9 protein-coding genes are annotated in these 13,451 nt (G+C 69.5%); 1 reads left to right on the plus strand and 8 read right to left on the minus strand.

Translation table 11 applies throughout. From position 1 onward, the window contains the following. The first annotated feature begins 3 nt into the window (after positions 1-3). Positions 4-2,802 (plus strand): hypothetical protein, encoded by a 2,799-nt coding sequence (locus CQ042_RS16785; RefSeq protein ID WP_105671597.1) that lies wholly within the window; start codon positions 4-6, stop codon positions 2,800-2,802. 8 nt (positions 2,803-2,810) lie between these two features. Here CQ042_RS16785 and poxB read toward each other — a convergent pair whose 3' ends face one another. The 8 genes from poxB to gabT form a co-directional block, all read right to left on the minus strand. Continuing rightward, on the minus strand, positions 2,811-4,535 hold the full coding sequence (poxB, locus tag CQ042_RS16790) for a ubiquinone-dependent pyruvate dehydrogenase (protein ID WP_105671598.1): 1,725 nt from the start codon (positions 4,533-4,535) through the stop codon (positions 2,811-2,813). Between the two features lie 64 nt (positions 4,536-4,599). After that, positions 4,600-5,037 carry a pyridoxamine 5'-phosphate oxidase family protein gene (locus tag CQ042_RS16795; RefSeq protein WP_105671631.1) on the minus strand — a complete coding sequence of 146 codons (438 nt, stop codon included), beginning with the start codon at positions 5,035-5,037 and terminating at the stop codon, positions 4,600-4,602. Between the two features lie 119 nt (positions 5,038-5,156). Then, positions 5,157-6,521, minus strand: coding sequence for an NAD-dependent succinate-semialdehyde dehydrogenase (locus CQ042_RS16800; RefSeq protein ID WP_105671599.1), 1,365 nt, complete (start codon positions 6,519-6,521; stop codon positions 5,157-5,159). A gap of 58 nt (positions 6,522-6,579) precedes the next feature. Further along, positions 6,580-8,046 (minus strand): NAD-dependent succinate-semialdehyde dehydrogenase, encoded by a 1,467-nt coding sequence (locus CQ042_RS16805; protein ID WP_105671600.1) that lies wholly within the window; start codon positions 8,044-8,046, stop codon positions 6,580-6,582. A 22-nt stretch (positions 8,047-8,068) separates the two neighbouring features. Then, entirely contained in the window at positions 8,069-9,616 is a 1,548-nt protein-coding gene (locus tag CQ042_RS16810; protein ID WP_105671601.1) for an APC family permease, read from the minus strand. Further along, positions 9,616-10,500 (minus strand): universal stress protein, encoded by an 885-nt coding sequence (locus CQ042_RS16815; RefSeq protein ID WP_105671602.1) that lies wholly within the window; start codon positions 10,498-10,500, stop codon positions 9,616-9,618. The genes CQ042_RS16810 and CQ042_RS16815 overlap by 1 nt, the downstream gene beginning before the upstream one ends. Beyond that, a complete protein-coding gene (locus CQ042_RS16820) occupies positions 10,500-11,882 on the minus strand; it encodes an NAD(P)/FAD-dependent oxidoreductase (RefSeq protein ID WP_105671603.1) in 1,383 nt (460 codons plus the stop codon). The genes CQ042_RS16815 and CQ042_RS16820 overlap by 1 nt, the downstream gene beginning before the upstream one ends. Positions 11,883-11,989: 107 nt before the next feature. Continuing rightward, complete coding sequence (gene gabT / locus CQ042_RS16825) at positions 11,990-13,354, minus strand: 4-aminobutyrate--2-oxoglutarate transaminase (protein WP_105671604.1); 1,365 nt, start codon at positions 13,352-13,354, stop codon at positions 11,990-11,992. Positions 13,355-13,451 lie beyond the last annotated feature (97 nt).

Consider the following 13,451-nt stretch of genomic DNA (forward strand, 5'->3'; position numbering starts at 1 on the left):
TCCATGGCACGTCCGAAGAAGCGCTTCCAGCAGCTGATCGAGGAGATCGACCGCACGCCGTGGGGGCACGCTGAGCAGGCCCTCGTCTCCGAAGCCGTGGCCCTGGCCGTCGAGATCGGCGACGAGCGCCTGGAATACGAGGCGCGCATGCGGCAGACCGCGTCGGCCAACATGAACGGCGCGACCGACGTCATGCTCAACTCGTTCGCCTGGTGCCTCGCCCATCACGACGCCGACCCGCAGCGTTTCCCCGCCGACCTCGACAACGGCGGCGCCGACCTGATGTGGCAGTTCAAGTGGATGGCATCGTCGCTGCGGTCCTCCCCCGCGTTCTCGCAGGACCAGATCGCTGCCGTGCTCGACGACATGGAGTCGCACTACCGCGCGGCGGGCCTCGGCGTCAGCGGCGTGCTCACCGCCCGCTTCGAGGACGCCTGGGATGCCGGACGCATGGATGAAGCCGAGAAGCTGCGGGCGCAGTTGGAGGGCACACCACGCGACGACCACAGTCACTGCGATGCCTGCGGACGCAGCCAGATCGCCGGCTTCTTCGCGGACACCGACCGCGAAGCCGAGGCGATCGTGCTCGTCGAGGAGATGATCGAGGGCGGCTTCTCCTGCGGCGAGGAGCCGGAGCACGCCCTGTCGCGCGTGCTGCTCCCCTACCTGCGCGCCGGACGCCTCGACGAGGCGAAGACCGCGCACCTGCGCAGCTACCGGCTGGCGAAGGACAACCCCGACAACCTGCGCATCGTCGCCAACAACATCGTGTTCGCCGCCCTCACCGGCAACGAGGCCCGCGCCCTCGCGCTGGTCGAGAAGCACATCGCCTGGCTCGCGCACGACGGGCTGAACGTCGACGCGCACTTCGCAGCACTCGCCGCCCTCGCCGTCGCGTTGGACCGGGTCACGGCCGCAGGCCACGGCGACACCCCGGTGCGCGGTGCGGACGCGCCCGCCCTCGTGGCGTTCTTCGGCGCGCACGAAGGCCCCTGGAGCGCATCCGAACTCGCCGCGTCCGCATGGACGGCAGCGGAGCGCATCGGCGCCGGATTCGACGGTCGCGACGGCACCGACGGTCATGCGCGCAGCCTGGAGCGGATGCGGGCGCTCGCGGGCGAGCAGTACGACGTGCCGATCCGTTCGGACGCGTTCGTCGCCCCCGTCCCCTCGCTCACGCCGGTCGATGCGGACGCATGGTTCGAACGCGCCATGCAGCTCGCGCAGTTCGGGGCGGAGCACGAGACGCTCGACGCCCTGCCCCGTGCCCTCGAGGTCGAAGACCCCGCGAAGCGCGCCCAGCTGCTCTCGATGCGCCTGGGCATCCTCATCGCGCTCGACCGCGCCGACGAAGCCCTGCAACTGCTGCCCGAGCGCGTCGCCGCGCTGAGGGCGGCCGGACGAGACGTGCAGGCCGAGCTCGAGGAGCGCATCGGTCTCGCCACCTTCGGTCTGAACACACCCGAGACGACCGCCGCGCTGGAGGAGGAGATCGCCGCTTCGGACGGGCTCCCCGCCTGGACTCGAGGCGACCTCGCGATCAGCCGCGCCGCCCTGCACCTGCAGTCTGGCGAGCCGGATGCCGCCCTGGATCACGCCGAGGTGGCCGCCCGGTCGTTCACCGAAGCCGAGGACACCCGGCTGGCGAACACCACGACGCTGCTGGCGATCTCGGCCGTGCTGAGCAAGGGCGACCTCGAGGCCGGGAGCGCGCTGCTGGACCGCTTCCTCTCGCAGGACGACCTCAGCACCGGCCACCGGGCACAGGCGCTGCAGACCCGCGCCCGCGTGCGCGGCGGCGGCAGCACCTATGTCGAGGGCGCGACCGACGCCGACGAGGCCTGTCGACTGCTCGCCGAACTCGGCGCGACCCGTGCACTCGGCGACGCCCACCTGCTCGCGGGCGCCCTCTGGGAAGATGCCGACGAGCCCGAGAAGGCGGTCTCCCGTTACCGTCTCGCCGCACGGCTGGGCGGTGAAGCCGGTGGCGACACGACCGGCGTCGACTTCCGCCTCGCCCGCGTCATGCTGCGCGTCGGCGATGCGGAAGAGGCCGCGGAGCTCTTCGGCGACGTGCTGCAGCGCGAGGAGGAGGCCGAGATCCCGGCCGGCTCTCGCGCCATGACGGCGTCGATGCTGGCACGAGCCCTGAGCGCGGCCGGCGAGTTCGGTCAGTCGGTCGGCGCGCACGGCTACGCCTCCGAGCTGTTCGGCCAGGCCGAGGAGCACGCGGATCAGGCGATGTCGATGACGGAGCAGGCCAAGATCCTCGCCCGCTTCGATGAGCACGACGACGCGATCTCTCTGCTCGAGTCGGCGGCCGAGATCGTGCGGCGCGCCCCCGACGCCGTCGGCGCGCTGACCGAGGTGCTGCACAGCCTCGGTCAGGCCTACGGCGGGCGCGGCGACGAGCGCGCGTTCGGCCTCTTCGACGAGGTCGCAGCGCTCGCACAGCAGCACGAGGCCGAGTGGCTGCTCGCCGACGTGACCGACTCGCGCGCACGTGCCCTGGCCGAGCTCGGCCGTGTCGATGAGGCGGTGTCGGCCGCGCTCACCGCGGCCGACGGCTTCGCGGCGATCGGTGACCTGGGCTCCGCCGGAGGCTCCGAGCTGTTCGCCGCGCGGGTGCTCGCGGGCAACGACCGCTCAGCCGACGCCGTACCCGTCTACCGCAGCGCGATCGAGCACGCCGCCGGCCACCCGCCACTGCTGCAGGTGGCCGCCCTCGAGCTCGGCAACGTGTTCGAGGCGCTCGGTCGACACGGCGAGGCCGCCGAGGTCCGCGCGCATCTGGAGAGCTGAGCGCCCGCTCAGAAGAGCTGGCGCCAGTTCGCCTTCGCGAGGTCGAGGAGCTCGTCACCGCGCCCGGACATGACCGTCCGGATCGCGTAGAGCGCGAAGCCCTTGACCTGCGCGGCCTCGATCGCCGGCGGCATGGACAGCTCCTGCCGCTCGGTGACCACGTCGAGCAGGGCGGGACCGTCGTGGGCGAGCACCTCGCGCACGGCATCCGGGAGGTCTTCGCTGCGCTCCACCCGGCGCGCGAAGATCCCCATCGCCTCGGCGATCGCGGCGAAGCTCGGGTTCTCCAGCCCGGTCCCGTACGTGACGAACCCGGCGGCCTTCATCTCGAGTTCGACGAAGTTCAGCGACGAGTTGTTGACCACGATCGTCTTCACCGGCAGCTTGTTCTGCGTCAGGGTGAGCAGCTCGCCGAGCATCATCGACAGTCCGCCGTCGCCGGCCAGCGCGACGACCTGTCGGCCCGGGTGCGCGACCTGCGCTCCGATGCCGTGCATGAGCGCGTTCGCCATGGAACCGTGGGTGAACGAGCCGATCAGACGACGGTTCTCGGTCATCGAGAGGTAGCGCGCCGCCCACACGGTCGGCGACCCCACGTCGGCGGTGAATATCGCGTCGTCCGTCGCATACTCGTCCAGGAGCCGGGCGAGGTACTGCGGGTGGATGGGACGCTTGCCCTTCGCCGGCACCGCCAGCTCGTCGAGCTTCTTCCTCGTCTTGCGGTAGTGCGCGGTGGCGTCATCGAGGTGGCCGCGGTCCTCCTTCCGCGCCACGCGTGGCAACAGCGCCTCGGCCGTGGCCCGCACATCGCCGACCAGGCCCAGATCGAGCGGATGCCGCTTGCCGAGCTGTGCACCGCGGATGTCGACCTGGATCGTCTTGGCGTTGTCGGGGTAGAACTGCTCGTACGGGAAGTCGCTGCCCAGCACCAGCAGGGCATCGGCAGCCTCCATGGCGCGGAAGCCGGAGGCGAAGCCGAGAAGCCCCGTCATCCCGACGTCGAAGGGGTTGTCGTATTCGATGAACTCCTTGCCACGGAGCGCGTGCACGATGGGCGCGCCCAGTTTGTCGGCGAGCGCGATCACCTCGTCGTGCGCGCCTTCGACACCGGCACCGGCGAGGATCGTGACCTTCTTCGCCGCGTTCAGCAGCGTCGCTGCCTTCTCGAGCTCCGCACCGTTGGGCACGACCACGGGGCGGGCACGCTCGATCACGACGGCACGGTCGTCGGCGATGTCGGCGAGGGCGACGTCCCCGGGGATCACGAGCACGGCGACGCCGCGCTGCTCCACGGCGGCGCGCATGGCGATCTCCAGCAGCCTCGGCATCTGCTTCGGGTCGGCGACATACTCGACGTAGACGCTGCACTCGCGGAAGAGATCCTGCGGATGCGTCTCCTGGAAGTAGCCCGTGCCGATCTCGGTGGTGGGGATGTGCGCGGCGATCGCGAGCACGGGGACGCGCGAACGATTCGCGTCGTACAGGCCGTTGATGAGGTGCAGGTTGCCCGGGCCGCAGGATCCGGCGACGACAGCGAGCTCGCCGGTCGTGGCGGCATCGGCCGCGGCGGCGAAAGCGGCGGCCTCCTCGTGCCGCACGTGCACCCAGCGGATCGTGCCGTCCTTGCGCAGCGCGTCCGTGAAGCCGTTCAGCGAGTCCCCCGGAATGCCGTAGACACGGTTGATCCCGTTGGCGTGCAGAGTCTTGACGATGTTCTCAGCGACGTTGGCCATACTTCGACCCTACGCCCGGGGCAGGGGACGAGGCGCGTCGGCGGCCCCCGGCCGGGAGGGCGGTTCAGTACTCCTGCGCGCCGTCCCGCTCCGGCTCCGGGCTGCGACGGAACGCCCGTCCCGAGACCGAGGCCGGTGCGATGCGGACGTAGACGCGCTTGAGCGTGGGGATCCAGGGACGAAGGCCCGCGGCATCCGCACGGTGCACGTCGGCGTCCGCCTCCAGAGCGGTCGCGTGTCCACGGATGATCACGCTCCAGGCATCGGTGTCGGTGTGGTCGTCGACCTCGAACAGCACGTCGGTGTTCACCGTCAGCTCGAACAGCTTGCTGCCCGGGGCGGTGCGGAACAGGATCCCGTCGCCGTCGACCACGTAGTTCACGGGGAAGATGTCGATCGTGTCGCCGACGTGGGTGACCAATCGCCCCAGCTCCTGGGTGCCGAGCCGCTCCCAGCTCTGGTCGGAGGTCAGCGTCTCGATGGGGTCGGTGTGCGCGCTCATGCCGCCATTGTCTCCCACGCGGGTGTCCGTGGGCACGAGATTCCGTTCCGGGCGCAGTTTCCGTCTGCTGCAGCCGCGGCGAGCGACAGAAAGTGTGACCGGAACGGAATCCGTGGGACTCAGCCGATGCGGATGAGCTTCTTGTTGACGAACTCGTCGGCGGCGAGGTGGCCGAGCTCACGGGCGGTGCCGCTGCGCTTGATCCCGCCGAACGGCAGCTCCGGGCTGTCGGCCAGCACCAGGTTGACGTAGACCATGCCGGCCTCGATCTTGTCGGCCACGCGCTCAGCCTGCGCGGCATCGGTCGTGAAGACATAGGAGCCGAGGCCGAAGGTCGTGTCGTTCGCGAGTGCGACCGCCGCGTCCTCATCCGCCACCCGGTAGACGACCGCAGCCGGACCGAAGAGCTCCTCGTGATAGACGTTCATCTCCGGTGTGACGTCGGCGAGCACGGTCGGCGCGAAGAACGCGCCATCGCGGGTGCCACCGGTGAGCAGCGTCGCGCCCTGCTCGACGGCCTGGTCGACCTGCTTCTGCAGGTTGACCGCAGCGGTCTCGGACGACACCGGCCCGAGGACCGTGTCGTCGAGCATGGGATCCGTCGCCTCGACGTCCGCCATCTTCTGCGTGAACTTCTCGACGAACGCGTCGTACAGCCCGTCGACGACGATGAAGCGCTTGGCGCCGTTGCAGGCCTGGCCGTTGTTGTCGAGGCGCGCATCGACGCCGGCCTGGACGGTGGCATCGAGGTCGTCGGTCGAGAGCACGATGAACGGGTCGGACCCGCCGAGCTCGAGCGCGACCTTCTTGAGGTGCCGTCCGGCGATCTCGGCGACTGCGGCTCCAGCGCGCTCCGAGCCGGTGAGCGAGACGCCCTGCACCCGGGGGTCGGCGATCATCGTCGCGATCTGCTCGTTCGTGGCGAGCACGTTCTGGTAGGCGCCCTTCGGGAAGCCGGCGTCGTGATAGATCTTCTCGATCGCGGTCGACGACTCCGGGCACTGCGGTGCAGGCTTGAGCAGGATCGTGTTGCCCACGATCAGGTTCGGCGCCGCGAAACGCACGATCTGGTAGGCCGGGAAGTTCCACGGCATGATGCCGACGAGCGGGCCGAGCGAAGAGCGGCGGATGACGGCCGACCCCTCCCCCATGATCGCGATCGGCTGGTCGGCCATGATCGCCTCCGCCTGGTCGGCGTAGTACTCGGCGATGTCGGCGGCGAAGTCGACCTCTCCGAGCGCGGCTTCACGGGGCTTGCCCATCTCACGCACGAAGATGTCGGCGAGCTCCTCACGACGCTCGCGGTGCAGCTCGGCCGCACGGCGGACCAGGGCGGCACGCTCGGCGACCGTCGAGGAACGGGACCACTCGCGGTGCGCCGCATCGGCCGCGGCGACGGCCTCGTCGATCTGGGCGTCCGTGAAGGTGTCGAAAGACGCCAGCGTCTCTCCGGTGGCGGGGTTGATGACGGCGTAGTCGGTCATGACATGTCCTCTCGTGTGTGGTGGTGCGGGGTCCGACGACGCGGGCCCCGCACCGGAATCAGGAGACCGGGATCAGCGTGTACTTGGTGGACAGGTACTCGTGGATGCCCTCGAGCCCGCCCTCGCGGCCGACGCCGGACTGCTTGACGCCGCCGAAGGGCGCGGCCGCGTTGGAGACCACGCCCACGTTGAGACCCATCATGCCGGTCTCGAGCTTGTCGATCATCCGCTGGCCGCGCTGGAGGTTCTCGGTGAAGACGTAGGAGACGAGTCCGTACTCGGTGTCGTTGGCGAGGCGCACGGCCTCGTCCTCGGTCTCGAACGTCGCGATCGCGAGCACCGGGCCGAAGATCTCCTCACGGAGGATCGCGCTCCCGGCGACGACGTCGGTGAGGACGGTGGGCTCGTAGAACGTGCCCGTGCCCTCGACTGCCTTGCCTCCGGCGAGCAGGGTCGCACCGCGGCCGACCGCGTCATCGACGAGCTCGCCCGCCTTCGCGACGGCGTTCGCGTCGATGAGCGGACCGATCGCGACACCCTCCTCGGTGCCACGGCCGATCTTCATGCCGTTGACGCGCTCGGTCACGCGACGCCCGAACTCGGCGGCGACGTCCTTGTGCACGATGAAGCGGTTCGCGGCGGTGCACGCCTGCCCGATGTTGCGGAACTTCGCGGCGAGCGCACCGTCCACGGCCTTGTCGAGGTCGGCGTCGTCGAACACCACGAACGGGGCGTTGCCGCCGAGCTCCATCGACACGCGCAGCACGCCCTCAGCGGCCTGGGCGATGAGCTTGCGGCCGACCTCGGTCGACCCGGTGAAGGACAGCTTGCGCAGACGCGGGTCGGCGATGATCGGCGCCGACAGTGCGCTCGACTTCGATGTCTGCACGACGTTCACGACGCCGGCGGGGAGACCCGCCTTCTCGAGCAGGGACACGAAGAACATCGTCGTCAGCGGAGTGAGTGCCGGGGGCTTGATCACGACGGTGCAGCCGGCGGCGAGGGCGGGCGCGATCTTGCGCGTGGCCATCGCGAACGGGAAGTTCCACGGCGTCACGAAGAACGACGGGCCGACCGGACGCTGCGACACGACCATGTGGCCGGTGCCCTCGGGGTTGATCCCGTACCGACCGCTGATGCGCACGGCTTCCTCGCTGAACCAGCGCAGGAACTCGCCACCGTAGCCGACCTCTCCGCGCGCCTCGGCGAGCGGCTTGCCCATCTCGAGCGTCATGAGCAGCGCGAGATCCTCCTTGTGCTCCTGCACCAGATCGAACGCCCGGCGGAGGATCTCGCTGCGCACGCGCGGCGCCGTCGCGGCCCACCCGTCCTGCGCGGCCACCGCGGCGTCGAGGGCGCGGACACCGTCGCCCGGCGTCGCGTCCGCGATGGTCCGGATCACGGAACCGGTCGCGGGATCCTGCACGTCGAAGGTGCCGCCGTTCTCGCCGTCGATCCACCGGCCGCCGATGAAGAGGCCGGTGGGGATGCTGTCCAGGAGCGCCTGTTCGGTCTGAGTGCTCATGATTCTCTTTCTGTGAGGAGGGCTAGGAGCGCTTGCGACGGCTGGGCGGTGCGTCGATGCCCAGCGTCTGTCCGCGGAAGAACGCAGGCCGTCGAACCGCGTTCCAGATCATGACGACGATGCCGACGACGATGATCAGCATGCCGAGGATGAAGACGATGCCGACTCCGCCGATCTGCGAGCCCGAGCCGTAGGCCGGATCCATCGAGTCGATCAGTGTGGTGAAGAACAGCACCGCGAGGATCGCGCCGCCGACGAGCGGGAACAGGAACGTGAAGAAGAAGTTCCGCGTCGAGTCGAACCACTGCTTGCGGAAGTACCAGACGCACGCGAAGGCGGTGATCCCGTAGTAGAAGCAGATCATCATGCCGAGCGTGAGGATGGTGTCCCACAGCGTGTCCTCGCTCACGATGCGCATCACGGCGTAGAAGGCCGATGCCACGATGGCGGAGACGATGGTCGCGTACCCCGGCGTGAAGAACCGCGGGCTGACCTTCGCGAACGATTTGGGCAGGGCGCCGTAGTGACCCATCGCCAGCAGGGTGCGCGCCGGACCCACGAACGTGGACTGCAGCGACGACGCCGAGCTGGTCAGCACCGCGAGCGAGACGAGGAAGGCGAGCGGGCCGAGGATGGGGCCGGAGAGGTGGAAGAACACGTTCTCCTGGATGTCCTCGTTGCCGAGGCCCAGCGCCCCCGTGCCGACGCCCGCGAACATGATCATCGCGACCGCGAGGAGCAGGTAGAGCGAGACGATCATGAGCACAGTGACGGTGGCGGCCCGGCCGGGAGTCTTCTCCGGATCCTTGGTCTCCTCGTTCATCGTGAGCGTGACGTCCCAGCCCCAGAAGATGAAGATCGAGAGCGAGAGGCCGGCGGCCACGGCGCTGAACGACGAGATCGCGAACGGGTTGAACCAGTTCAGGTCGAACGGCTGGTAGTCGAATCCGTTTCCGCTGACGGCCTGCACGATCGCCGCGCCCGCGAAGAAGAGCAGCACGATGATCTGGAAGCTCACGAGCCAGTACTGCAGCTTCTGGGTCGTCTGCATGTCGCGGTACGAGATCCACGTCGCCCCGAGCATGAACAGCAGACACACCCCGATGTTGATCCAGGTGACGCTCGCGAGGCTGGCGATGTCCGGATTGCCGGTGATCTGCGAGATCAGCAGGAAGAGGAAGTCGACCGCGATGCCGGCGAGATTGGAGAGCACCAGGATCGTGGCGACGACCAGACCCCAGCCCGCCATCCAGCCCACCCACGGGCCGAAGGCGCGTGCCGCCCAGGTGAACGACGTTCCCGAGTCGGGCATCCGGTTGTTGAGCTCCCGGTACCCGAAGGCGACCAGGAGCATCGGGATGAAGCCGACCAGGATGATCGCGGGGATCTGCGACCCGACCGTCGAGGCGACGGGCCCGACAGCGGCCGTGAACGTGTAGGCGGGGGCGATGCACGAGATGCCGATCACGACCGCGCCGATGAGGCCGACCGTTCCGGCGCTCAGGCCCTTGGTGGAGATGCCGGTCGTGACACCGGATTCGGGCTCCGTCGCCCGGTTGGTGCTGCTCATCAGCGTTCTCCTGCTTCGTTGCGGGTGCGCGGGACGACGATCATGGGGACGGGCAGCTCGTGCAGCATCTTCGCTGCCGTGGAGCCCAGGAACAGGCGGCGGGGCTGGGCCAGCCGACTGGAGCCGACGAGGACGACTTCGCCGGGGAGCCAGGAGAGATGCGCGACGGCGTCCTCCACGGAGTCGCCGGGTGCTCTCTCGACCGCGGCGGTGCGACCGTCCGGCAGCAGCTCGGTCGCCACTGCGAGGACCTCCTGCGCATGCTCGTCACCGACCGTGCGGATCGCGCCGGTGTCGAGACCGGGCGGCACGTCGAACGGCACGAGGGACACGAGTCGGAGGTCGACGTGGCTGTCGCCGGCGAGGGCCACCGCCTCGTCGAGCAGGGCCTCGGCACCGGGGCGGGAGCCGACGGCGACCGTGACGCGCGGGATGACGTGGTCGTCCTGCTGCGCCGTGCCCACGGGTGCCAGCGCCACCGGGATGGTCGAGGAGTGCAGCAGCTCCGACGCGACGCTGCCGAGACGGTGACGTCCGAAGATGCCCCCGCCCGCTGCGCCGATCACGATCACGCGGGCACCGAATTCCTCGCCGGCGGCGATCAGCCCCTCGGCGAACGATTCGGAGAAGCGCACATGACCGCTGCGGGTCAACTCCTGCGGCAGCCGGACGACCGCATCGCCCAGCCACTTCTTCGCCTGCGCCCTGATGTGCTCCTCGTAGGCGCGCTCCGGCGGGACCGCGGCGTTGCGCGTGCCCTCGTTCGGCAGCACGATCACCAGGTGCAGCGTCGCACCGAGACTGCGGGCGAGCCGCGCACCGAGCGCCGCGGCATCCGCTCCCGCATCCGTCGCCGTGTATCCCACGACGACCGAGCCGGTCATCAGCTGCCGCTCTCGACAGCGCCGGCTTCGCGACTCGCGTCGACGATGTTCGAGGCGACGAGGCGTCCCATCCGGATCGCGCCGTCGACGTGCTGGTACCCGGCGCCCGCCATGTCGCTGCAGGCGAAGTGGATCGGGCCGACCGCGGTGCGCAGGTCGGCGCCGTAGCGGTGCAGTCCGCCCATGTCGAAGCTCGCGGCGTAGGCACCGCGCGTCCACTCCTCGCTGCCCCAGTCGCTCTCGTAGTAGACGACCGGATTCTTCGCCTCCGGGCCGTAGTAGTGCGACAGCGACTCGAGGATGCGCTCCTTGCGCTCCTCGGCGGACAGCTCGAACACGCCGTCGGCGTTGGCATCGGAGACGAAGCCGACCAGGGTGCCGCGCTCATCGCCGTGGTTCGTGTTGTCGTAGGCCTCGTGCGAGAGCTCGTACGGGCTGAACGCGGTGCCGCTGAGGCCCTGCTCGCGCCAGAACGGCCGGTCGTAGACCGCGTGCACCTTGATGACGAATCCCATCGAGAGGTGCTGGTGCAGCTGGTGCTGACGACGCGGGAGCGGCGGGACGAACGAGATGCGACTGTAGAGCACGGGTGCGTGCGCGAGGATCGCGTGGCGGGCGCGGACCGTGAGCTCGTCGGTGGTGGCGACGACCCCCGCATCCGACCACTCGAGGCTGCGGACGGGCTGGTTCAGCAGCACGTCGTCACCCAGGCGCTCGGCCAGGCGCAGCGGCACCTGCTGCAGGCCGCCGACGACGCGCTTGTCGAGGATGAAGTCGGCGTCGACGAGGTTCGAATAGGAGCCGGCGGATGCCGCCATCAGCAGCGACTGCAGCAGCGAGAACGAGTGCGTGGGCTTGGTGAGCATCGCGGACCCCGTGGCGAAGGCCAGGTTGCGCACGGCCTCGTCGTCGTCGGTCTGCTGGCGCAGCCAGGCGTCCCAGGTGATGGAGTCCCAGTCCTCGGCGCTCGGGTGCGCCCAGGGGCGGTCCGGGTCGATCTCGGCGACCAGGGCGTCGAGGATGTCGGTGATCCGAGCGATCTCCGCTTCGGTCTCGGGGGCGACGGGGAACATCTCGCCTGTGAAGCGGTGCACCTTTCCATCGGGCCCGACGTAGACGCTGTCGCCCTCGCGATAGCGGCTGTAGGTCTCGAGCCCCAGCTCCTCGATCGTGTCCTTGAGCGCGTCCTGATCGGGCGAGACCCACTGGCCGCCGATCTCGAGCATGGCTCCGTCGATGACGTCGGTCCAGAGGCGACCGCCGACGCGGTCGCGCGCTTCCAGCACAGCGACCGACAGACCGGCCTTGCGCAGGTCGTTCGCGGCCGTGAGCCCTGCTGCTCCGGCGCCGATGATCAGCACGTCGCGGGTGATCTCAGACATCTGCAACTCCTTCGTTGGGTGAAGTAGTGCCGGTCGCGACCCGAAATCCCCCGATTGGGGTCGCGACCGGACAGGGGGTCAGGCCACGCGGGAGCGCGGCCTGCACGTTACTCGGTCGCGGCGAGAGCCGCGGCCACGATGTCGATTCCTTCGTTCAGCAGTTCGTCGCCGATCGAGAGCGGAGGGAGGAAGCGGATGACGTTGCCGTAGGTGCCGCAGGTGAGGACGACGACGCCCTGCGCGATGCACGCCCTGGCGACGGCTGCCGTGAGGGCGGCGTTCGGCGCCTTGGTCTCGGGGTCGACGAACTCGGCGGCGATCATCGCGCCGTGGCCGCGGACGTCGCCGACGCGGGGGTCGTCCTGCTGGATCGCGGTGAGCCGCTCGGTGAGGATCGTGCCGATCTCGCGTGCCCGCTCGATCACGCCGTCGTTCTCGAACACGTCGATCGAGGCGAGAGCTGCGGCGCAGGCGATCGGGTTGCCGCCGTAGGTGCCGCCGAGGCCGCCGGAGTGCGAGGCGTCCATGATCTCGGCACGGCCGGTCACGGCGGCGAGCGGAAGTCCGCCGGCGATGCCCTTGGCCGTCGTGATCAGGTCGGGCTCGATGCCGAAGATCTCGCTCGCGAACATGCGCCCGGTGCGGGCGAACCCGGTCTGCACCTCGTCGGCGATGAAGACGACGCCGTTCGCGCGGCACCAGTCGACAATCGCCGGGAGGAAGCCGTCGGCCGGGACGATGAAACCGCCCTCGCCCTGGATGGGCTCGATGATGACCGCGGCCAGGTTGTCGGCGCCGATCTGCTTCTCGAGCTGCAGGATGACGCGGGCCGCAGCCTCACGACCTTCGAGCCCGTCGCGGAAGGGGTACGACATCGGCGCCCGGTAGACCTCGGGAGCGAACGGTCCGAACCCGCTCTTGTACGGCATCGACTTGGCGGTGAGCGCCATGGTCAGGTTCGTGCGGCCGTGGTAGCCGTGGTCGAAGGCGACGACCGCCTGGCGACCGGTGTGCTTGCGGGCGATCTTGATGGCGTTCTCGACGGCCTCGGCACCGGAGTTGAACAGAGCGCTCTTCTTCGCGAAGTCACCCGGAGTGACGCGGTTGAGCGCTTCGGCGACGCCGACGTAGGACTCGTACGGCGAGACCATGAAGCAGGTGTGCGTGAACTGCGCGGCCTGCGCCGCGACGGCTGCGGCGACCTTGGGGTGCGCGTTGCCGACCGTGGTCACCGCGATGCCCGAGCCGAGGTCGATCAGCGAGTTCCCGTCGGCATCCACGATGACTCCTCCGCCGGCCGCGACGGCGGCGATCGGCACGGTGTGACCGACGCCCGCGGCCACGGCATCCGCCTTGCGCGCGAGGATCTCGGCCGAGCGGGGGCCGGGAAGGTCCGTGACCAGGCGACGCTCCTGCGGGAGGTCGGGTCCGCCGAGGGGGACTGCGGGGGCTGCGGTGTCGAGGAGTGCCATGTTCGCGAGCGTACGGCGACGGAGGACGCGTCTGCACTCACCGCTCTGTACAATCTGGAGAAGCATTTCGCCCGCATGTACAAAGATGGAGGTCGCC

This window comes from Microbacterium sp. MYb62 (assembly GCF_002979475.1).
Classification (GTDB): domain Bacteria; phylum Actinomycetota; class Actinomycetes; order Actinomycetales; family Microbacteriaceae; genus Microbacterium.